Source organism: Pseudomonas sp. ANT_J12 (assembly GCF_008370045.1).
Lineage (GTDB): Bacteria > Pseudomonadota > Gammaproteobacteria > Pseudomonadales > Pseudomonadaceae > Aquipseudomonas.
The window spans coordinates 679,549-701,380 of sequence record NZ_VOBN01000001.1 but is presented as its reverse complement, the minus strand read 5'-3'; the positions used below and the strand labels follow the sequence as shown (position 1 = coordinate 701,380).

Genomic DNA, 21,832 nt, shown 5'->3' with positions numbered 1-21,832 from the left:
GATTTGCTAGAGGGGTGCGCGTCAGTCGCGCTCTCCCAATCTTTACATAGGCTTCCCCCCGAAATGATGGACATCAACGAGATTCGCGAATACCTGCCTCACCGTTACCCGTTCCTGCTGGTGGACCGGGTCGTGGAACTGGATGTGGAAGGCAAGCGCATTCGCGCCTACAAGAATGTCAGCATCAACGAACCGTTCTTCAATGGTCACTTCCCTGCGCATCCAATCATGCCGGGCGTACTGATCATCGAAGCAATGGCTCAGGCTGCCGGTATCCTTGGTTTCAAAATGCTCGACGTGAAGCCTGCTGACGGCACGCTTTACTACTTCGTCGGCTCTGACAAGCTGCGTTTTCGCCAGCCTGTCACCCCAGGCGATCAGTTGATCCTCGAAGCCCGCTTCATCAGCTGCAAGCGCCAGATCTGGAAGTTTGAATGCCAGGCTTCGGTCGACGGCAAGCCAGTCTGCTCCGCTGAAATCATCTGCGCGGAACGCAAACTATGAGTTTGGTTGACCCTCGCGCAATCATCGATCCGACAGCCATCCTGGCTGACGACGTCGAGGTCGGCCCATGGTCGATCATCGGCGCTGGTGTGGAAATCGGCGAGGGGACAGTGATCGGGCCGCATGTGATTCTCAAGGGGCCGACCCGTATCGGTAAGCACAACCGCATCTACCAGTTTTCCTCGGTAGGTGAGGACACGCCCGATCTGAAATACAAAGGCGAAGAAACCCGCCTGGTCATCGGTGACCACAACGTTATCCGCGAAGGCGTAACGATTCACCGTGGCACCGTGCAGGACCGTTCGGAAACCACGCTGGGTGATCACAACCTGATCATGGCGTATGCCCATATCGGTCACGATAGCGTGATCGGCAACCACTGCATTCTGGTCAACAACACCGCGTTGGCCGGCCATGTGCACGTTGAAGATTGGGCGATCCTGTCCGGCTTCACCCTGGTTCACCAGTATTGCCACATCGGCGCCCATAGTTTCTCCGGCATGGGCACCGCTATTGGCAAGGACGTGCCCGCGTACGTCACGGTATTTGGCAATCCGGCCGAAGCCCGCAGCATGAACTTCGAAGGCATGCGCCGTCGTGGTTTCAGCGAAGACGCGATCCACGCGCTGCGTCGTGCCTACAAGGTGGTTTACCGCCAGGGCCTGACAGTCGAACAGGCGCTCGCCGAACTGGCCGAACCTTCGGCACAGTTTCCGGAAGTCGCGGTGTTCCGTGATTCCATCCAGTCTTCGACCCGCGGCATCACTCGCTAATCATGGCTAATCTGCGTATTGCGCTGGTAGCGGGTGAGGCTTCCGGTGACATTCTGGGCGCCGGTCTGATGCGCGCGCTCAAGGCCCTGCATCCGGCGGTGGAATTCATCGGTGTCGGTGGTCCGCTGATGCAGGCCGAAGGCCTGACGTCGTACTTCCCGATGGAACGTCTTTCGGTCATGGGCCTGGTGGAAGTGCTGGGCCGCTTGCGCGAACTGCTGGCCCGACGCAAGAAGCTGATTGCGGACCTGATCGCCGAAAAGCCGGACGTGTTCATCGGCATCGATGCCCCGGATTTCACCCTCAATATCGAACTCAAGCTGCGTCAGGCCGGGATCAAGACCGTGCATTACGTCAGCCCGTCGGTCTGGGCCTGGCGGCAAAAGCGGGTGTTGAAGATTCGCGAAGGCTGCGACCTGATGCTGACGCTGTTCCCGTTCGAAGCGAAGTTCTACGAAGAGAAAGGCGTGCCGGTGCGGTTTGTCGGGCACTCCCTGGCCGATGCGATTCCGCTGCAAGCCGATCGCGCAGCAGCGCGGGCTGAGCTGGGCTTGCCCGACGGTCCCTTGGTGGCGTTGATGCCCGGTAGCCGTGGCGGTGAAGTCGGCCGTCTCGGCGCATTGTTCCTCGACACCGCCCAGCGCCTGCGCGCCCTGCGGCCTGGCGTGCGCTTCGTCATGCCGTGCGCCAGCCCGCAGCGCCGGGCCCAGCTCGAAGAGCTGCTGGCCGGTCGCGATCTGCCGCTGACCTTGCTCGATGGTAAATCCCATCTGGCCCTGGCCGCCTGCGACGCAGTGTTGATCGCCTCTGGTACGGCGACGCTCGAAGCGTTGTTGTACAAACGGCCGATGGTGGTTGCCTATCGCCTGGCACCGCTGACGTTCTGGATTCTCAAACGCATGGTGAAAAGTCCCTACGTTTCGTTGCCGAACTTGCTGGCCCAGCGCCTGCTGGTGCCCGAGTTGCTGCAGGACGATGCGACGGTCGAAGCCCTGGCCCAGACCCTGTCCCCGCTGATCGACGGCGGCGAAGAACAGACCCGCGGCTTTGATGAAATCCACCGCACCTTGCGTCTGGATGCCTCCAACCAGGCGGCGGACGCCGTGCTGAATCTGATCGGCCACGTACAATGAGTAAGACAAGCATGCAAATGGGGCTGGATTTCACCTTGGTCGCGGAAGTGGAAGATTTGGTTGCCGGTGTCGACGAAGTCGGTCGCGGCCCGCTCTGCGGCGCGGTGGTCACGGCTGCGGTGATTCTCGACCCGAATCGGCCGATCCTCGGCCTGAACGATTCGAAGAAACTCACCGAAGCCCGCCGCGAAAAGCTCTACGACGAAATCTGCGAGAAGGCCCTGAGCTGGCACATCGCCCGGGCCGAAGTCGAAGAAATCGACGAGCTGAACATTCTGCACGCCACCATGCTGGCCATGCAGCGCGCCATCGAAGGCCTGCACATCCAGCCGAAACTGGCGATGATCGACGGCAACCGTTGCCCGAAATTGTCCATGCGCGCCGAAGCGGTGGTGCAGGGCGACGGCAAGGTGCCGGCCATCGCCGCCGCGTCGATTCTGGCCAAGGTCAGTCGCGACCGTGAAATGGCTGCTTTCGAATTGATTTACCCGGGTTACGGCATTGGCGGCCACAAAGGCTACCCGACGCCCGTTCATCTGGAAGCCTTGGCCCGTTTGGGGCCGACCCCCATCCATCGCCGTTCGTTCGCCCCGGTCCGCCTGGCTTACGAGGCGCGGGAAAACCTGATCGAGAGTTAGTCGCAAGGCTGATGTTTTTCCCAAGGCCCGGTACAATCCGGGCCTTGTTGTCTTCACGTTTACAGACAGGATCACTATGCCGGCTTCATTCGTTCACCTACGCCTGCACACTGAATATTCCCTGGTCGACGGTCTGGTGCGGATCAAACCGCTGGTCAAGACCCTGGTCGGCATGAACATGCCTGCCGTCGCGGTCACTGACCAGAACAACATGTGTTCCCTGGTCAAATTCTATAAAGCCTCGATGGGCGCGGGCATCAAGCCAATCTGCGGCGCCGACCTGTGGCTGTCGAACAAGGATCCGGATAACGCCCTGAGCCGGATCAGCCTGCTGGCGATGAACGCCGTCGGCTATCGCAACCTCACCGAACTGATCTCCCGTGGCTTCATCGACGGCCAGCGTAATGGCTCGATCATCATCGAGCGCGAATGGGTGGCCGAAGCCAGCGAAGGCTTGATCATGCTGTCGGCGGCGAAAGAGGGCGAAATCGGCCTGGCCCTGCTCGGCGGCAACCCCGCCGAAGCCGAAACCCTGGCGCGTGAATGGATGACGGTGTTCCCGGACCGTTTCTATCTGGAGATCCAGCGCACCAACCGTCCCAACGACGAAGAACAACTGCACGGCGCCGTGGCCCTGGCCGAGAAGATCGGCGCGCCGCTGGTGGCGACCAACGACGTGCGCTTCATCAAGCAGGAAGACTTCGAAGCCCACGAAACCCGCGTTTGCATCGGTGAGGGCCGCGCCCTCGACGATCCGCGGCGTTCGAAAAACTACAGCGACCAGCAATACCTCAAAAGCGCCGAGGAAATGGCCGAGCTGTTCAGCGACATTCCCGAAGCGCTGGAAAACACCGTCGAGATCGCCAAGCGCTGCAACATCGAAGTGAAGCTGGGCAAGCACTTCCTGCCCAACTTCCCGATTCCCGATGGCATGACCATCGACGAGTATTTCCGCAAGGTGTCCTTCGACGGCCTGGAGGAGCGCCTGACCGTCCTGCTGCCCAAGGACACCACCGAAGACTACGAAGCCAAGCGCCAGGTCTACGTCGACCGGTTGAATTTTGAGCTGGATATCATCATCCAGATGGGGTTCCCCGGTTACTTCCTGATCGTGATGGACTTTATCCAGTGGGCCAAGAGCAACGGTGTGCCGGTAGGTCCGGGCCGGGGGTCGGGTGCCGGGTCGCTGGTGGCCTATGTGCAGAAGATCACCGACCTCGACCCGCTGGAATATGACCTGCTGTTCGAACGTTTCCTTAACCCGGAACGGGTATCGATGCCCGACTTCGACGTCGACTTCTGCATGGATGGCCGCGACCGGGTAATCGAATACGTGGCCGAGAAATACGGCCGTAACGCGGTCAGCCAGATCATCACCTTTGGTTCCATGGCCGCCAAGGCTGTGGTCCGCGACGTGGCGCGGGTGCAGGGCAAGTCCTACGGGCTGGCGGATCGTCTGTCGAAGATGATTCCGTTCGAAGTCGGCATGACCCTGGAAAAAGCCTACGAACAGGAAGAAATCCTGCGCGACTTCATCAAGGTCGATGAAGAAGCCGCGGAAATCTGGGAAATGGCGCGCAAGCTCGAAGGCGTAGTGCGTAACGTCGGCAAGCACGCCGGTGGTGTGGTTATCGCCCCGACCAAGTTGACTGACTTCTCGCCGATCTATTGCGATGAGGCCGGTGATGGTCTGGTCACCCAGTTCGACAAGGACGACGTCGAGGCTGCCGGTCTGGTGAAGTTCGACTTCCTCGGCCTGCGGACCCTGACCGTTATCGACTGGGCGCTGAAAACCATCAACCGCGACCGCGCCAAGGTCGATCAGCCGCCGCTGGACATCGCCTTCATCCCGCTGGATGACAAGCCGACGTACCAGTTGCTGCAAAAAGCTGAAACCACCGCGGTGTTCCAGCTTGAATCCCGCGGCATGAAAGAGCTGATCAAAAAGCTCAAGCCCGACTGCCTGGAAGACTTGATCGCACTGGTGGCCCTGTTCCGTCCGGGTCCGTTGCAGTCAGGCATGGTTGACGACTTTATCAACCGTAAGCACGGTCGCGCCGAACTGGCGTACCCGCACTCGGACTACCAGTACGAAGGCCTCAAGCCGGTATTGGCGCCGACGTACGGCATCATCCTGTACCAGGAACAGGTGATGCAGATCGCCCAGGTCATGGCCGGTTACACCCTCGGTGGTGCGGACATGCTGCGTCGGGCCATGGGTAAGAAAAAACCCGAAGAAATGGCCAAGCAACGCGGCGGTTTCATTGAGGGTTGCGCCACCAACAATATCGACGCCGACCTGGCCGGTAACATTTTCGACCTGGTGGAGAAATTCGCCGGTTACGGCTTCAACAAGTCTCACTCGGCCGCTTACGGTCTGGTGTCGTACCAGACGGCGTGGCTGAAAACCCATTACCCGGCGCCGTTCATGGCTGCGGTGCTGTCGGCGGATATGCACAACACCGACAAGGTCGTGACCTTGATCGAAGAAATTCGCACCATGAAGCTGCGTCTCGACGCGCCGGATGTGAATACGTCGGAGTTCAAGTTCACGGTGAACGAGGAAGGCCGGATCATCTACGGCCTCGGCGCGATCAAGGGTGTGGGCGAAGGTCCGGTGGAAGCGATCACCGAGGCGCGTCAGGCCGGTCCGTTCAAGGATCTGTTCGACTTCTGCGCCCGGGTTGACCTCAAGCGCATCAACAAGCGCACCCTCGACGGTCTGATCCGCAGCGGTGCGCTGGATCGTCTCGGTCCTTACTTTCATGACGAGCAGAAAGCCTACCAGGCCAATATCGACCGTAACCGGGCGGTGTTGCTCAATGCCATGGAGGGAGCGATCAAGGCCGCGGAACAAACCCTGCGTACCAAAGACAGCGGTCACGTTGACCTGTTTGGCGGCCTGTTCGTTGAAGAAGACGCCGACGTCTACGCCAATAACCGCAAGGCCAAGGAACTGACCCTCAAGGAACGCCTGAAAGGGGAGAAAGACACCCTGGGCCTGTACCTGACCGGTCACCCGATTGATGAATACGAAGGCGAGATCCGCCGTTTCGCCCGCCAGCGCATCATCGACCTGAAACCGGCGCGCGATACCCAAACAGTCGCCGGCATGATCATCGCCCTGCGGGTGATGAAGAACAAAAAGGGCGACAAGATGGGGTTCATCACCCTTGACGACCGCTCGGGCCGGATCGAAGCGTCGCTGTTTGCCGAGGCGTTCCACTCCGCGCAGTCGCTGTTGCAGACCGACGCGATGGTGGTGGTCGAAGGCGAAGTCAGTAACGACGACTTCTCCGGTGGCTTGCGCCTGCGAGTCAAGCGGGTGATGAGCATGGAAGATGCGCGCACCAACCTGGCCGAAAGCCTGCGCCTGAAGCTGCACACCCAGGATTTGAAAGGCGATCAGCTACGCTGGCTGGGTGAGCTGTTCAAGCGTCACCGCGGTGCGTGCCCGATCACCATGGAGTACACCAGTCCTGATGCGAAGGCCTTGCTGCAGTTCGGCGAGACCTGGCGGATCGACCCGGCGGATGCCTTGATTCAAGCCCTGCGTGACCAGTTCGGGCGAGACAACGTCTTCCTCCAATACCGTTGACGGTCAGGCTCTATTGATAGGGCCTGATCTCGACCTGAATTTTTAATCTCGACCTGAACGCGCCTCTCCCTTAAGGTAGGGCGCGAATAGACAACCGGCCGGCCCAAGCTCCCTTGGAAGTCGACCCAAGACGGACGCCTATGAACCCGAATTTTCTAGATTTCGAACAGCCGATCGCCGACCTGCAAGCCAAGATCGAAGAGTTGCGCTTGGTCGGTAATGACAATTCGCTGAATATCGGCGATGAGATCTCCCGCCTGCAGGACAAAAGCAGCACGCTGACCGAAGACATCTTCGGCAAGCTGACCAGCTGGCAGATCGCGCGTCTGGCGCGTCACCCGAAACGTCCATACACCCTGGACTACATCGAACATATCTTCACCGAGTTCGACGAACTGCACGGCGACCGTCACTTCTCCGACGACGCAGCCATCGTTGGCGGCATTGCCCGTCTGGACGACCAGCCGGTGATGATCATCGGTCACCAGAAAGGCCGTGAAGTGCGCGAGAAGGTTCGCCGCAACTTCGGCATGCCGCGTCCGGAGGGCTACCGCAAGGCGTGCCGCCTGATGGAAATGGCCGAACGCTTCAAGATGCCAATCCTGACCTTCATCGACACCCCGGGTGCTTACCCTGGCATCGACGCTGAAGAGCGCAACCAGAGCGAAGCGATTGCCTGGAACCTGCGTGTCATGGCGCGCCTGAAAACCCCGATCATCGCCACCGTCATCGGTGAAGGTGGTTCCGGCGGTGCGTTGGCGATTGGTGTTTGTGACCAGCTGAACATGCTGCAGTACTCGACCTACGCGGTAATTTCGCCGGAAGGTTGCGCCTCGATCCTGTGGAAAACCGCCGAGAAAGCCCCGGATGCCGCAGAAGCCATGGGCATCACCGCCGAGCGCCTGAAAGGCCTGGGCATCGTGGACAAGGTGATCGGCGAGCCGTTGGGCGGCGCCCACCGCGACCCGGCTGCCGCCGCTGCCTCGATCCGTGCCGAGCTGAGCTCGCAACTGGCGATGCTGAAGAAGTTTGATAACGAAGCGCTGCTCAAGCGTCGTTACGAACGTCTGATGAGCTACGGTCTCTGATCGAACGCTCCTGCATCACCCTGTACGAGCGGGGCTTGCTGTGGCGAGGGGCTTGCCCCCGTTGGACGACGAAGTAGTCCCAAATGAAGTCGATGCGTTCGGTTGGAATGCATCGACTTTTTGCGACGGCTTTGCCGTCGAACGGGGCAAGCCCCCTCGCCACAAGTCATCGCGGGCAAGCTTTGCTCCTACACGGTTTTGGTGCGTCCATGTCACTTCACGCGCAATTGCTCAAGCAACTTGATCCTTGGCGCAATGCCAATACCTGGCGCATCGCCTTCTCCGGCGGCCTCGACTCCACCGTCCTGCTGCACCTTCTAGCCCACCTCGCCAAAATCCAATCCCTGCCGGCGCTCAGCGCGATCCATGTCCATCACGGTCTCCAGGCTGCCGCGGATGCGTGGCCGGAACATTGCCAATCAGTCTGTGATGCCCTCGGTGTACCGCTAGAGGTTGTTCGCGTCCAGGTTCGACCCGGCGCCAGCCTGGAGCGTGCCGCCCGGGATGCGCGCTATGGCGCCTTCATCGCGGCGACACACATCAACGATGTACTGCTGACCGCCCAGCACCGCGACGATCAGGCCGAAACCCTGTTGTTTCGACTGTTGCGCGGGGCCGGGGTAAGGGGGCTGTCGGGAATGCCGGTCGAACGTGGCTTGGGTCAGGGGCATTTGCTTCGGCCGTTGCTGGAGGTCACTCGGGCGGAACTCGAGGCTTATGCCGTCGAGCATCAATTGAGCTGGATCGAAGATCCTTCGAATGAGGATCGGCAGTTCTCGCGCAATTACCTGCGTCATCAAGTGTTCCCGGTGCTGACCCAGCGTTGGCCGCAAGCGCAGGCGACCATGGCCCGCAGTGCGGCGCATCTGCGCGAAGCCCAAGGGTTACTGGATGAGTTGGCGGTGATCGATTTGGCCGAGGCAGGCAGTCGCAGTGATTTCGATTGGCTGGGATTGCCGTCTCTGGCACTGGCTTCATTGGAAAAACTGTCCGGTGCACGTCAACGCAATGCCTTGAGTTACTGGTTAAAGACGCGGACACGCCTGCCGGACAGTGACCATTGGTCGGGTTGGCAGGATCTGCGCGATGCCACCGGTGATGCTCGTCCGATCTGGCGTCTGGCGGACGGTGAATTGCACCGGGCGAGCGGGCGTATCTGGTGGCTGTTCGGTGCCTGGCTACGTACGCCACCGGTGGCCGGACGCTGGGCCGATCCCACATTGCCGCTGGCGTTGCCGGACAATGGCTTGCTCACGCTGAGCGGGCAAATCCCCGCTGGCCCGCTGCAGATCCGCTATCGTGAAGGAGGCGAGATCATGAATTTACCCGACCGCGGTCACCGCGACCTTAAGCGTTTGCTTAACGAAAGGGCTGTCCCGGCATTCGCCCGTGGCAGATTGCCGCTGCTCTATCGCGGCGAGCAACTGCTGGCTGTAGCGGGGTTGCAGGGGGTGAATGGCTGCACAGCGGACGGCTGGAATTTACAGTGGCAGCCGCCAACCGAAGATCAAGGTTTGAGCTGAAAGGGGCTTTCCGGTAGACTACGCTCCCTTCTTGATACAACTTCTGTGGATTCGCCTGAATTGCAGGAGTTGCCGATTACCAAGCAGTCTTTGCTGGGCGATTCCAAAAAATGTGTAGCGAGCAACGCACCGGTGTTTCATCTCCCGGTCTGTCCCAACGCGGCGGTTTTTTTGAAAGATGCACTGTGATTAATGCAGGTGATCGGGGGCTTCGGCCTTCCTTCGCTTTCCCCGGCGGCTCGGACCGCTTTAACGCAGACTTCTAGGGTTTTTCATGACGCGCTACATATTCGTCACGGGCGGTGTTGTTTCTTCATTGGGGAAAGGCATTGCCTCGGCTTCATTGGCGGCCATCCTGGAGGCGCGGGGACTTAAGGTCACCATGCTGAAGCTGGACCCGTACATCAACGTTGACCCGGGCACCATGAGCCCGTTCCAGCACGGTGAAGTGTTCGTCACCCACGACGGCGCCGAGACCGACCTGGACCTGGGCCACTACGAGCGGTTCATCCGCACGACCATGACCCAGAACAACAACTTCACCACTGGCCGTGTCTACGAACACGTGCTGCGCAAAGAGCGCCGTGGTGATTACCTGGGCGCCACCATCCAGGTGATCCCGCACATCACCGACGAAATCAAGCGCCGGATCATCAAGGGCGCCGGCGATGCCGACGTGGCCATGGTCGAGATCGGTGGCACCGTGGGTGACATCGAGTCGCAACCGTTCCTCGAAGCGATCCGTCAATTGCGTTTCGAAGTCGGCGCCAAGCGCGCGATGCTGATGCACCTGACACTGGTGCCGTACATCGCCACTGCCGGCGAAACCAAAACCAAGCCAACCCAGCACTCGGTCAAGGAACTGCGCTCCATCGGCCTGCAACCTGACGTGCTGGTGTGCCGCTCCGATCACCCGATCGACATCTCGTCCCGTCGCAAGATCGCGCAATTCACCAACGTTGAAGAACGTGCGGTGATCGCCCTGGAAGACGCCGACACCATCTACAAGATCCCGGGCATCCTGCATTCCCAGGGCCTGGATGATTTCGTTGTCGAGCGTTTCGGCCTGCAATGTGGCGGCGCCGATCTGTCCGAGTGGGAAGCCGTGGTCGACGCCAAGCTCAACCCTGAGCACGAAGTCACCATCGCCATGGTCGGCAAGTACATGGAACTGCTGGATGCGTACAAGTCGCTGATCGAAGCGATGAGTCACGCCGGCATCAGCAACCGCACCAAGGTCAACCTGCGCTACATCGATTCCGAAGACATCGAAAACCAGGGCACTGCGCTGCTCGAAGGTGTCGACGCGATCCTCGTTCCGGGCGGCTTCGGTCTGCGTGGCGTGGAAGGCAAGATCACTGCCGTTCAATTCGCTCGCGAAAACAAGGTTCCGTATCTGGGCATCTGCCTGGGCATGCAAGTGGCCGTGATCGAGTTCGCTCGTAACGTGCTGGGCTGGAAAGACGCCAACTCCACCGAGTTCGATCGCACCAGCGGTCACCCGGTCGTGGGCCTGATCACCGAATGGGAAGATGCCACCGGCGCGGTCGAAACCCGTACCGAATCGTCCGACCTGGGCGGCACCATGCGCCTCGGCGCACAGGATTGCCTGCTGGAGCCGGGTTCGCTGGTTCACGATTGCTATGCCAAGGACGTGATTGTCGAGCGTCACCGCCATCGCTACGAAGTGAACAACAACCTGCTGCCGCAAATCATGGAAGCCGGGCTGAAAATCTCCGGTCGCTCCGGTGATGGCGCGCTGGTTGAAGTGGTTGAAGCACCGGATCATCCTTGGTTCGTCGCTTGCCAGTTCCACCCTGAGTTCACCTCGACCCCGCGTGACGGCCACCCGCTGTTCACTGGCTTCGTCAAAGCAGCGTTGACTCAACACCAGAAGAAGGCATAAAACCGATGGCGCAGAAGATCATCCGTGTAGGCGATATCGAGATTGCCAACGACAAGCCAATGGTGCTTTTCGGTGGCATGAACGTGCTGGAAAGCCGCGACATGGCGATGCAGGTCTGCGAAGAATACGTAAAGGTCACCGGGAAACTCGGTATCCCTTACGTGTTCAAGGCCAGTTTCGACAAGGCTAACCGTTCCTCCGTGACCTCTTACCGTGGCCCCGGCCTGGAAGAGGGCATGCGGATCTTCCAGGACATCAAGCAAGCCTTCGGCGTGCCGATCATCACCGACGTCCACGAGCCTGAACAGGCCGCGGTCGTCGCTGAAGTCTGCGACATCATCCAGTTGCCAGCCTTCCTGTCGCGCCAGACCGACCTCGTGGTCGCGATGGCCAAGACCGGCGCGGTGATCAACATCAAGAAAGCCCAGTTCCTCGCTCCGCATGAGATGAAACACATCCTGAGCAAGTGCGTGGAAGCGGGTAACGATCAGTTGATCCTCTGCGAGCGCGGTTCGAGCTTCGGCTACAACAACCTGGTCGTCGACATGCTCGGCTTCGGCATCATGAAGCAGTTCGAATACCCGGTGTTCTTCGACGTGACCCACTCGCTGCAAATGCCTGGCGGTCGTTCCGATTCCGCTGGCGGTCGCCGCGCCCAGGTCACCGATCTGGCAAAGGCCGGCATCAGCCAGTCCCTGGCGGGCCTGTTCCTCGAAGCCCACCCGGATCCGGACAACGCCAAATGCGACGGCCCTTGCGCCTTGCGCCTGGACAAACTGGAGCCATTCCTGGCCCAGCTCAAAGCGTTGGACGAACTGGTGAAGAGTTTTCCGACGGTAGAAACCGCGTAAACCTCTTTTCTCCGTGTAGGAGCTGAGCTTGCTCGCGAAGGCGCCCGAGAGAGCGCCGCTAGCCAACCAGTCTTATGTAACAATGCGACCCACAAGTTATAAATCGATCAGTACGAGCGTTTCGTCAACTTTGGAGTGTTTACAACAATGGCAAAAATCGTCGACATCAAAGGTCGTGAAGTTCTCGACTCCCGTGGCAATCCCACCGTCGAAGCGGACGTGCTTCTCGATAACGGCATCATCGGTAGCGCCTGCGCGCCGTCCGGTGCTTCCACTGGCTCGCGTGAAGCACTCGAGCTGCGTGATGGCGACAAGAGCCGTTACCTGGGCAAGGGCGTACTCAAAGCCGTAGGCAACATCAACGGTCCGATTCGCGACCTGCTGTTGGGTAAAGACCCAAGCGACCAGAAAGCCCTCGATCACGCGATGATCAAGCTCGACGGTACTGAAAACAAAGGTTCCCTGGGCGCCAACGCGATCCTCGCCGTTTCCCTGGCTGCCGCCAAGGCCGCAGCACAGGACCAGGACCTGCCGCTGTACGCTCACATTGCCAACCTGAACGGCACCCCGGGTGTCTACTCGATGCCGGTTCCGATGATGAACATCATCAACGGTGGCGAGCACGCCGATAACAACGTCGACATCCAGGAATTCATGGTTCAGCCGGTTGGCGCCAAGTCTTTCTCGGAAGGCCTGCGCATGGGCACCGAGATTTTCCATCACCTCAAAGCGGTGCTGAAAGCCCGTGGCCTGAGCACTGCTGTTGGTGACGAAGGTGGTTTCGCGCCGAACCTGGCGTCCAACGAAGATGCGTTGAAAGTGATCTCCGAAGCCGTGGCCAACGCCGGTTACAAGCTGGGCACCGACGTGACCCTGGCTCTGGACTGCGCGGCCAGCGAATTCTACGAAGACGGTAAATACAATCTGGCCGGCGAAGGCCATGTCTTCACCTCCGAAGGTTTTGCTGACTACCTCAAAGGCCTGACTGAGCGCTACCCGATCATCTCCATCGAAGATGGCCTGGACGAGTCCGACTGGGCTGGCTGGAAAGTCCTCACCGACAAGATCGGCGAGAAAATCCAACTGGTGGGCGACGATCTGTTCGTGACCAACACCAAGATCCTGAAAGAAGGCATCGACAAAAAGATCGCCAACTCGATCCTGATCAAGTTCAACCAGATCGGCACCCTGACCGAAACCCTGGAAGCCATCCAGATGGCCAAGGCCGCAGGTTACACTGCCGTGATCTCGCACCGCTCCGGCGAAACCGAAGATTCGACCATTGCCGATCTGGCCGTGGGCACGTCGGCTGGCCAGATCAAGACCGGCTCCCTGTGCCGTTCCGATCGCGTTTCCAAGTACAACCAACTGCTGCGTATCGAAGAGCAGTTGAATGGCAAAGCCAAGTACAACGGCCGCAGCGAGTTCCGCGGCTAAGCTGTACGTGGTAAAAAAAGACACCGGATTGTGTCGGAAAAATCGCGACAGCGACGTTTTTGCCACTAATCTGATGCCTTAAGAGCACAAGCCTGGGTCTTCCAGGCTTCGTGCTATCAGAAGCTTCATAGTTTTGGCATGGCTGTCTTTTTTCACTGGATACCTGATATTCGATGCGCAGTCCCAATTGGTTGTTCCTCGTCTTGCTCCTGCTGCTGGCTGGCCTGCAGTACCGCCTGTGGGTGGGAAATGGCAGTCTGGCGCAAGTGGCCGAGCTGACTCAGCAGATCGCGGATCAACATGCTGAGAATGAAGGCTTGCTGGAACGCAATCGGGTGATGGACGCCGAAGTCAGCGAGTTGAAAAAGGGCATGGAGACCGTTGAAGAGCGGGCTCGTCATGAGCTGGGCATGGTCAAGGACGGTGAAACCCTTTACCAGTTGGCTCAATGATCCAGACGTTACCGGCCTTCTGGGCCGTGATTCCTGCCGCGGGCGTCGGTGCCCGTATGGCCGCGGACCGTCCCAAGCAATATTTGCAACTGGGCGGGCGCACTATTCTCGAACACAGCCTCGGCTGTTTCCTTGATCATCCGTCCCTGAAGGGGTTGGTGGTCAGTCTTGCTATCGATGATCCTTATTGGCCGAACCTGGCCTGCGCTTCCGATGCTCGCATTCAGCGAGTCGAGGGCGGCGCGGAGCGGTCCGGGTCGGTGCTCAATGCGTTGCTGCATTTGCATGCGTTGGGGGCTGGCGATGAGGATTGGGTGCTGGTGCACGATGCCGCACGGCCGAACCTGGCCCGGGACGATCTCGACAAGTTGTTGAGTGAGCTGGCGGACGATCCGGTCGGTGGGTTGTTGGCGGTGCCTGCGCGGGACACCCTCAAGCGCGTCGACAAAAACGGGCGTGTGCTGGAAACCGTGGATCGCAGCGTGATCTGGCAGGCTTACACGCCGCAGATGTTTCGCCTCGGTGCGCTGCATCGGGCGTTGGCGGACAGTCTGGTCGCGGATGTTGTCATCACCGATGAAGCGTCGGCGATGGAATGGTCGGGGCTCGCGCCGCGCTTGATCGAGGGGCGCTCCGACAATATCAAGGTCACTCGGCCTGAAGATCTTGAATGGTTGCGCCAGCGTTGGGCTAACCGCCGCTAAAAGATCGCAGCCTGCGGCCGCTCCTGCAGGGTGTACACAAGTCCCTCGGAGCTGCCGAAGGCTGCGATCTTTAGATCTTCAAACCCTCAATTCCGATACTCCGGCCGCTCAGCCAACCCTTCCTTCAAATAATCCACCAACTTGCGCACCTTCGGCGACAAGTGCCGTTGCTGTGGATAAAGCGCCCACACCGCTGTGTTCGGCGGTTGATGCGCCTCCAGCAATGAAATCAACGCGCCGCTGTGCAGATGCTCCAGCACGTAATAATCCGGCAACTGACACAGCCCGACCCCTTGCAGCGCCGCATCCAACACCGCTTGCCCACTGTTGCAGCGCCAGTTTCCCTGCACCCGTTGCGAAAATTCCCGCCCGTTCTGCTCCAGTTGCCACAGGTCCGAACTGCCGATGAGGCAATTGTGCCGGTTCAATTCCGACAAGCTGTGTGGGCGACCGTACCGTTCCAGGTAGGACGGGGACGCGCACAAATACATGCGTCGCGGTGCCAAACGGGTCGCCACCAGCCGCGAGTCTTGCAGGCGACCGAGGCGGATCGCCAGATCCAGGCCTTCGTGCACCAGATCGAGCTGACGGTTGCTCAGTTCAATGTCGATACGCAATTGTGGATAGAGGCCCATGAATCGGGTCACCAGCGGCACAATGAAGCGTTCTCCATACGCCACGGCGCAGGTCATGCGCAGCATGCCCTTGGGTTCGCTGGTCAGGTCACCGACCGCACGCAACGCTTCTTCTCGTCCGTCCTGCAAACGCTGGCAATGTTGCAGGAAGGTTTGCCCGGCCTCGGTCAGGGTGACTCGACGGGTGCTGCGATACAGCAGTCGCGTCTGAAGGCGTTCTTCCAGGCGTACGATTTGTCGACTGACATGGGAGGACGAAACCCCAAGACGCTCCGCCGCCGCGGTGAATTGGCTGCACTCGGCGACGGCGACGAACTCGTCGATCCCTTCCCAGCGGTTTTCGGACATTTAGGATTATCCCTGTACGGCAATAATATTTTGCATTTGCCCCGATTATTCATCGTACGGCGGTGTATTACACTCCTTGTCTCGTTTTTATTCACTGGAGAGTCAGCATGATCAAGTCGCGCGCCGCCGTTGCCTTCGAGGCCAAGAAACCCCTCGAGATCGTTGAAGTCGATGTCGCCATGCCGAAGGCCGGTGAAGTCCTGCTGCGCGTCGTCGCTTCCGGTGTTTGCCACACCGATGCCTATACCTTGTCCGGTGCTGACCCGGAAGGCATCTTCCCGTCGATCCTCGGCCACGAAGGCGGTGCCGTGGTTGAAGCCATTGGCGAAGGCGTGACCTCGGTCGCCGTCGGCGATCACGTGATTCCGCTGTACACCCCGGAATGCCGCCAGTGCAAATTCTGCCTGTCGGGCAAAACCAACCTCTGCCAGGCGATTCGCGCCACCCAGGGCAAAGGCCTGATGCCAGATGGCACTTCGCGCTTTTCCTACAAGGGCCAGCCGATTTTCCACTACATGGGCACCTCGACGTTTTCCGAGTACACCGTGTTGCCGGAAATCTCCGTGGCCAAGATCGCCAAAGAAGCGCCCCTCGAAAAAGTCTGCCTGCTGGGCTGCGGTGTCACCACCGGCATCGGCGCGGTGCTCAATACTGCCAAGGTAAAACCGGGCGATACCGTGGCCATTTTCGGCCTCGGCGGCATCGGTCTGTCGGCGGTGATCGGTGCGGTCAAAGCCAAGGCTGCACGCATCATCGCCATCGACATCAATCCTGCCAAATTCGAGATCGCCAAGCAGTTGGGGGCAACCGATTGCGTGAACCCGAAAGACTTCGACCGTCCGATCCAGGAAGTGATCGTCGACATGACCGATGGCGGTGTCGACTTTTCCTTCGAGTGCATCGGCAACGTGCAATTGATGCGTGCGGCCCTTGAGTGCTGCCACAAGGGTTGGGGCGAGTCGGTGATTATCGGCGTGGCCGGTGCCGGCCAGGAGATTTCCACCCGTCCGTTCCAACTGGTCACCGGTCGCGTCTGGCGCGGTTCGGCGTTCGGCGGCGTGCGCGGTCGTACCGAGTTGCCAAGCTACGTCGAAATGGCCGAAACCGGCGAGATCCCGCTGGATACCTTCATCACCCACACCATGGGCCTGGAAGATATCAACAAGGCGTTTGACTTGATGCATGAAGGCAAGAGCATCCGTTCCGTCATTCATTTTTAAGAGCAGCGCCAAGTTGGAAGCTCCAAGCTGCAAGAGCGTGGGCCTTTGCCTCCTCTAGCAGCTTGAAGCTTGGGGCTTGAAGCTGGGAGCATTCCCATGACTTTGGAAAACATCTCGTGCCAGAAAAGCTTCGGCGGCTGGCACAAACGCTACCGTCACCGTTCCGATGTGCTCGGCTGCGACATGGTGTTCGCCGTGTACCTGCCGCCGCAAGCGGAGCAGGGTGGCAAGCTGCCGGTGCTGTATTGGTTGTCCGGCCTGACCTGCACCGACGAGAACTTTATGCACAAGGCCGGCGCCCTGCGCATGGCCGCCGAGCTTGGGCTGATCATCGTTGCGCCGGACACCAGTCCGCGTGGTGCCGATGTGCCGGGTGATCCGGATGGCGCCTGGGACTTCGGGCTCGGCGCCGGCTTCTATCTGAATGCCACGCAGGAACCGTGGTCCCGGCACTATCGGATGCATGACTATGTCGTGCAGGAATTGCCGGCATTGGTCGAGGCGCATTTCCCGGCGTCGGACAAGCGCGGCATCAGCGGCCACTCCATGGGCGGTCATGGGGCCTTGGTCTGCGCGCTGCGCAATCCGGGGCGTTATCAGTCGGTGTCGGCATTTTCGCCGATCAACAACCCGATGGATTGCCCGTGGGGCCAGAAGGCGTTCTCCCGTTATCTCGGGGAGGACCGCTCGAAGTGGCGCGAATGGGATGCCTGCGCCCTGATCGCCGAGGCCGATGAGCAACTGCCGCTGCTGGTCGATCAAGGCGATCGCGACGATTTCCTCGCCACCCAGCTCAAGCCTGAAGCCCTGCAACAAGCGGCCAAACTGGCCGGTCATCCGCTGACGTTGCGCCTGCAACCGGGCTACGACCACAGCTATTTCTTCATCGCCAGCTTCATTGACGACCACTTGCAGCATCACGCACGCGCCCTAGGCGCCTAATGCAGGTAGAATCACGCCCTGACAAAAATCGGGGCGTTTTTTTATGCGTATTGGCCACGGCTATGATGTGCACCGTTTCGCTGAAGGCGATTTCATTACTCTGGGCGGCGTGCGCATTGCACACGGCTTCGGGCTGCTCGCTCACTCCGACGGTGACGTCCTGCTGCACGCCTTGAGCGATGCCTTGCTCGGCGCCGCGGCGCTGGGTGATATCGGCAAGCACTTCCCGGACACCGACCCGACATTCAAGGGCGCCGACAGCCGTGTGCTGTTGCGTCACGTCGTCGCACTGATCCATGCCAAGGGCTGGAAAATCGGCAACGTCGATAACACCATCGTCGCCCAGGCGCCGAAAATGGCCCCGCATATCGAATCGATGCGCGCGCTGATTGCCGCGGATCTTCAAGTTGAGTTGGATCAAGTGAACGTGAAAGCTACCACCACCGAGAAGCTTGGCTTTGTCGGTCGCGAAGAAGGCATTGCCGTGCATTCCGTTGCCTTGTTGCTGCGCGCATGAACGAACAGCAACTGCTCGGCCCGCGCGCCTATGGCGACGCGCTCGGCACCGCGATACTGAAAGCCACGGCGGAAGATTTTCAGGTCGACGAAGTCCTCAACATTCCCTTGAGTGGCGACGGCGAACACCTGTGGATCTGGGTGGAAAAACGCGGTCTGAATACCGAAGAAGCCGCACGCCGGATTGCAAAAGCGGCCGGCGTGCCGTTGCGTACCGTCAGTTACGCGGGCCTCAAGGACCGTCAGGCGCTGACCCGCCAGTGGTTCAGCGTACAACTGCCGGGCAAGGCCGATCCTGATCTGTCGGCGGCGGAAAACGACACACTGAAAATCCTCAAGATCGGCCGACACAAACGCAAGCTGCAACGCGGCGCCCATTCGGCTAACGGCTTCACCTTGCGTCTGACCCAATTTGCCGGTGACAAGGCGGCAATCGAAGAGCGTCTGCAACTGATCGCCCAAAAAGGTATTCCGAATTATTTCGGCGCCCAGCGTTTCGGGTTTGATGGCGGCAACGTGGTCGATGCCCGGGCCTGGGCGGCGCGCAAGGCGTTGCCGGAACAGCGCAACGTGCGTTCGCGCCTGCTCTCTACCGCCCGCAGTTTTCTGTTCAACCAAGTGCTGGCGGCGCGTGTCGCCGATGGCAGTTGGCAGCGCGCTCAGGTTGGCGATCTGTTGGCTTTCACCGACAGCCGCAGCTTCTTTCCGGCCGGTGAGGCTGAGTGCAGCGATCCGCGCCTGGCGATTCTTGACCTGCATCCGACCGGCCCGCAGTGGGGCGAAGGTGACTCGCCGACCACGGGCGCTGTCCATGAACTGGAGCAGGCAATCGCCAGCCGCGAAGCAGACTTGCGCGATTGGTTGATTAACGCCGGTATGAGCCACGAACGTCGCATCCTGCGGCTGCCCATTGGTGGGTTGACGTGGCATTATCCCGAGCCTGACATTCTGCAACTGGAATTCGTCCTCCCGGCCGGATGCTTCGCCACCGTATTGGTGCGTGAACTTGTCGATCTGGTGCCGGTGGGGCAGACGGACAGCCCATGCGTATTCTGATTTCTAACGACGATGGGGTAACCGCACCCGGTCTCGCCGCGCTTTATGCTGCGCTGGCGGATTTCACCGAGTGCGTGGTTATCGCCCCGGACCAGGACAAAAGCGGCGCCAGCAGTTCGCTGACGCTCGACCGTCCGTTGCACCCGCAAACCCTGGCCAACGGCTTTATCAGCCTCAACGGCACACCCACCGATTGCGTGCACCTGGGCCTCAACGGCTTGCTGGAGCGCGAACCGGCCATGGTGGTTTCCGGGATCAACCTGGGCGCTAACCTGGGGGACGACGTGCTGTATTCCGGTACCGTGGCGGCGGCCCTTGAAGGGCGCTTCCTGGAGCGACCTTCGTTTGCCTTTTCGTTGGTCTCACGGCAAATAGAGAACCTTCCCACAGCCGCCTACTTTGCGCGCAAACTGGTCGAAGCCCATGCTGACCTCCAGCTGCCACCGCGCACGGTGCTGAACGTGAATATTCCGAACCTGCCGCTGGACCACATCCGCGGTATTCAGTTGACCCGCCTCGGGCATCGCGCCCGCGCGGCGGCGCCAATAAAAGTCGTCGATCCACGGGGCAAGTCCGGCTACTGGATTGCCGCCTCAGGGGATGCGGAAGACGGCGGTCCGGGTACCGATTTTCATGCGGTGATGCAGGGCTATGTCTCAATCACTCCACTACAACTGGATCGCACCTTCAATGATGCCTTCAGAAGTCTCGATGGCTGGCTGGAGGGGCTGCGTTAATGTCTCGTGAACAAGACGATATGCTGCGTCGCGGCATCGGGATGACCTCCCAACGGACCCGCGAGCGCCTGATTCAGCGGCTGTATGAAGAGGGGATCTCCAACGCCAAGGTGCTGGAAGTCATCCGCCGTACACCGCGTCACCTGTTCGTCGACGAGGCGCTGGCGCACCGCGCCTATGAAGACACCGCGCTGCCGATCGGCAACAACCAGACCATCTCCCAGCCTTATATGGTGGCGCGCATGAGCGAGCTGCTGCTGGAAGCGGGTCCTCTGGACAAGGTGATGGAAATCGGCACCGGTTCGGGTTACCAGACCGCCGTGCTGTCGCAACTGGTGGAGCGGGTGTTTTCCGTGGAGCGCATCAAGGTGTTGCAAGATCGGGCCAAGGAACGCCTGGTCGAGCTGAACCTGCGCAACGTGGTGTTTCGTTGGGGCGATGGCTGGGAAGGCTGGCCGGCACTGGCACCGTATAACGGCATTATTGTGACGGCCGTTGCCACCGATGTGCCCCAGGCGCTGCTCGATCAGTTGGCACCGGGCGGACGCCTGGTGATCCCGGTTGGCTCCGGTGAGGTCCAGCAATTGATGCTGATCATCCGTGAAGAACAGGGCTTTTCCAGGCGCGTCCTGGGGGCAGTGCGCTTCGTGCCGTTGCTCAATGGGCCGCTGGCCTGAGCATTTGTTTTCATGCGCTGAATTCTCTTCGATCGGCCGTGTCTTACAGCGGCATCGATCTGTTAAACGGATTTCATCGTCAGACAGCAAACGTGTGCGCGAAGCGAATTCGCTTCATTAAAGGTAAAGCCTGTACAGCCCGTTATACTTGCGACATTTCGTGCCGGAACACGGCAATCCACATTTTCAGCCACCACAAAGGGAGCGGCGGGTGAGTCTCACAGTCATTGCGCAGCGTATGGGTACAACAAGCTTTCAGCGCCTGGTGACTGGCCTTGTCCTGAGCACGTTGCTGGTCGGTTGCTCCAGCACCAAGTCGAGCACCGTCGGCGTAGTGGATCGCAACAACAGCGTCGCCCAGCGTCCGGCAGTGACCACGGGTCAGTATGTCGTTCGACCTAAAGACACCCTGTTCTCCATCGCTTTTCGCTACGGTTGGGACTACAAAGCCCTCGCCGCCCGGAACAATATTCCTACGCCCTACACGATCCATCCGGGTCAGACGATTCGCTTCGATGGTCGTACCGGTTCAACGCCGACGGCGGTCGTCAGTTCGGCAAATTCAACGCCTTCATCGTCGCTGAAAACCACGGTAATCCGGCGCCAGCCGAATGGCGTAACGACCAGTACAGCGGTGGTTGCACCGTCCGTCGCGAACAAGCCGGCACCCGCACCAGTGCCTCCTGCAGGCCCGGCCCCGACCGGCTGGGGGTGGCCTTCTAATGGCATATTAATTGGAAAATTCTCTTCAAACGGTAGTTTGAATAAAGGAATTGATATCGCCGGGGATTTGGGACAGCCTGTTTTAGCTGCGTCTGATGGGACGGTGGTATACGCCGGGAGTGGCTTAAGGGGCTACGGCGAATTAGTCATCATCAAACACAGCGACACCTACGTCAGTGCCTACGGACATAACCGCAGGCTGTTGGTTCGGGAGGGGCAGCAGGTCAAAGTCGGACAGACAATTGCCGAAATGGGGTCAACGGGAACAGACCGGGTGAAACTGCATTTTGAGATTCGCCGACAAGGTAAACCTGTAGATCCGCTGCAATTCCTGCCACGTCGTTGATTTGTTGTCAGCCTGTTCCGTCACG

The 21,832-nt window shown here is 59.8% G+C and carries 20 protein-coding genes; 19 read left to right on the top strand and 1 reads right to left on the bottom strand.

From position 1 onward, the window contains the following. Positions 1–63: 63 nt before the first annotated feature. From fabZ to ispD, 12 genes are all read left to right on the top strand, one after another. Positions 64–504 carry a 3-hydroxyacyl-ACP dehydratase FabZ gene (gene fabZ, locus FQ192_RS03490; protein ID WP_017336708.1) on the top strand — a complete coding sequence of 147 codons (441 nt, stop codon included), beginning with the start codon at positions 64–66 and terminating at the stop codon, positions 502–504. Next, the gene (lpxA, locus tag FQ192_RS03485) at positions 501–1,277 is read left to right on the top strand and encodes an acyl-ACP--UDP-N-acetylglucosamine O-acyltransferase (RefSeq protein ID WP_149657375.1); all 777 of its coding nucleotides are present in this window, start codon (positions 501–503) and stop codon (positions 1,275–1,277) included. The genes fabZ and lpxA overlap by 4 nt, the downstream gene beginning before the upstream one ends. 2 nt (positions 1,278–1,279) lie before the next feature. Then, positions 1,280–2,410, top strand: a complete 1,131-nt coding sequence (gene lpxB, locus FQ192_RS03480; protein ID WP_149657374.1) for a lipid-A-disaccharide synthase — start codon at positions 1,280–1,282, stop codon at positions 2,408–2,410. An 11-nt stretch (positions 2,411–2,421) separates the two neighbouring features. Next, positions 2,422–3,048, top strand: a complete 627-nt coding sequence (gene rnhB, locus FQ192_RS03475) for a ribonuclease HII (RefSeq protein WP_054047172.1) — start codon at positions 2,422–2,424, stop codon at positions 3,046–3,048. Positions 3,049–3,124: 76 nt separating this feature from the next. After that, positions 3,125–6,646 (top strand): DNA polymerase III subunit alpha, encoded by a 3,522-nt coding sequence (dnaE, locus tag FQ192_RS03470; RefSeq protein ID WP_149657373.1) that lies wholly within the window; start codon positions 3,125–3,127, stop codon positions 6,644–6,646. Positions 6,647–6,786: 140 nt separating this feature from the next. Then, a complete protein-coding gene (locus FQ192_RS03465) occupies positions 6,787–7,734 on the top strand; it encodes an acetyl-CoA carboxylase carboxyltransferase subunit alpha (protein WP_149657372.1) in 948 nt (315 codons plus the stop codon). A gap of 209 nt (positions 7,735–7,943) precedes the next feature. Next, positions 7,944–9,257, top strand: a complete 1,314-nt coding sequence (gene tilS / locus FQ192_RS03460; protein ID WP_149657371.1) for a tRNA lysidine(34) synthetase TilS — start codon at positions 7,944–7,946, stop codon at positions 9,255–9,257. Positions 9,258–9,531: 274 nt separating this feature from the next. Next, the gene (locus FQ192_RS03455; protein WP_149657370.1) at positions 9,532–11,163 is read left to right on the top strand and encodes a CTP synthase; all 1,632 of its coding nucleotides are present in this window, start codon (positions 9,532–9,534) and stop codon (positions 11,161–11,163) included. Positions 11,164–11,168: 5 nt separating this feature from the next. After that, positions 11,169–12,014: a 3-deoxy-8-phosphooctulonate synthase gene (gene kdsA, locus FQ192_RS03450; RefSeq protein ID WP_149657369.1), complete on the top strand. Its 846-nt coding sequence runs from the start codon at positions 11,169–11,171 to the stop codon at positions 12,012–12,014. A 147-nt stretch (positions 12,015–12,161) separates the two neighbouring features. Next, positions 12,162–13,451 carry a phosphopyruvate hydratase gene (gene eno / locus FQ192_RS03445; protein ID WP_123405778.1) on the top strand — a complete coding sequence of 430 codons (1,290 nt, stop codon included), beginning with the start codon at positions 12,162–12,164 and terminating at the stop codon, positions 13,449–13,451. Positions 13,452–13,624: 173 nt separating this feature from the next. Next, entirely contained in the window at positions 13,625–13,903 is a 279-nt protein-coding gene (ftsB, locus tag FQ192_RS03440) for a cell division protein FtsB (protein WP_008028992.1), read from the top strand. Next, positions 13,900–14,607, top strand: a complete 708-nt coding sequence (gene ispD / locus FQ192_RS03435; RefSeq protein ID WP_149657368.1) for a 2-C-methyl-D-erythritol 4-phosphate cytidylyltransferase — start codon at positions 13,900–13,902, stop codon at positions 14,605–14,607. The genes ftsB and ispD overlap by 4 nt, the downstream gene beginning before the upstream one ends. An 86-nt stretch (positions 14,608–14,693) precedes the next feature. On the opposite strand, the gene FQ192_RS03430 is transcribed toward ispD, so the two are convergent. Continuing rightward, positions 14,694–15,590: a LysR substrate-binding domain-containing protein gene (locus FQ192_RS03430; protein ID WP_149657367.1), complete on the bottom strand. Its 897-nt coding sequence runs from the start codon at positions 15,588–15,590 to the stop codon at positions 14,694–14,696. A 107-nt stretch (positions 15,591–15,697) separates the two neighbouring features. On the opposite strand from FQ192_RS03430, the gene FQ192_RS03425 reads away from it, so the two are divergent. The 7 genes from FQ192_RS03425 to FQ192_RS03395 all read left to right on the top strand — a co-directional run bounded on the left by FQ192_RS03425 (position 15,698) and on the right by FQ192_RS03395 (position 21,807). Then, a complete protein-coding gene (locus FQ192_RS03425) occupies positions 15,698–16,810 on the top strand; it encodes an S-(hydroxymethyl)glutathione dehydrogenase/class III alcohol dehydrogenase (RefSeq protein WP_027924991.1) in 1,113 nt (370 codons plus the stop codon). 96 nt (positions 16,811–16,906) lie between these two features. Further along, a complete protein-coding gene (fghA, locus tag FQ192_RS03420; protein WP_149657366.1) occupies positions 16,907–17,752 on the top strand; it encodes an S-formylglutathione hydrolase in 846 nt (281 codons plus the stop codon). A 43-nt stretch (positions 17,753–17,795) separates the two neighbouring features. Further along, entirely contained in the window at positions 17,796–18,269 is a 474-nt protein-coding gene (ispF, locus tag FQ192_RS03415; RefSeq protein ID WP_054047151.1) for a 2-C-methyl-D-erythritol 2,4-cyclodiphosphate synthase, read from the top strand. Then, the gene (gene truD, locus FQ192_RS03410; protein ID WP_149657365.1) at positions 18,266–19,324 is read left to right on the top strand and encodes a tRNA pseudouridine(13) synthase TruD; all 1,059 of its coding nucleotides are present in this window, start codon (positions 18,266–18,268) and stop codon (positions 19,322–19,324) included. The genes ispF and truD overlap by 4 nt, the downstream gene beginning before the upstream one ends. Continuing rightward, the gene (gene surE / locus FQ192_RS03405) at positions 19,312–20,061 is read left to right on the top strand and encodes a 5'/3'-nucleotidase SurE (protein WP_149657364.1); all 750 of its coding nucleotides are present in this window, start codon (positions 19,312–19,314) and stop codon (positions 20,059–20,061) included. Before truD ends, surE begins: the two co-directional genes overlap by 13 nt. A 41-nt stretch (positions 20,062–20,102) precedes the next feature. Continuing rightward, positions 20,103–20,738: a protein-L-isoaspartate(D-aspartate) O-methyltransferase gene (locus FQ192_RS03400; RefSeq protein WP_173860469.1), complete on the top strand. Its 636-nt coding sequence runs from the start codon at positions 20,103–20,105 to the stop codon at positions 20,736–20,738. Between the two features lie 211 nt (positions 20,739–20,949). Next, positions 20,950–21,807 (top strand): peptidoglycan DD-metalloendopeptidase family protein, encoded by an 858-nt coding sequence (locus FQ192_RS03395; RefSeq protein ID WP_149657363.1) that lies wholly within the window; start codon positions 20,950–20,952, stop codon positions 21,805–21,807. The last annotated feature ends 25 nt before the right edge of the window (positions 21,808–21,832 follow it).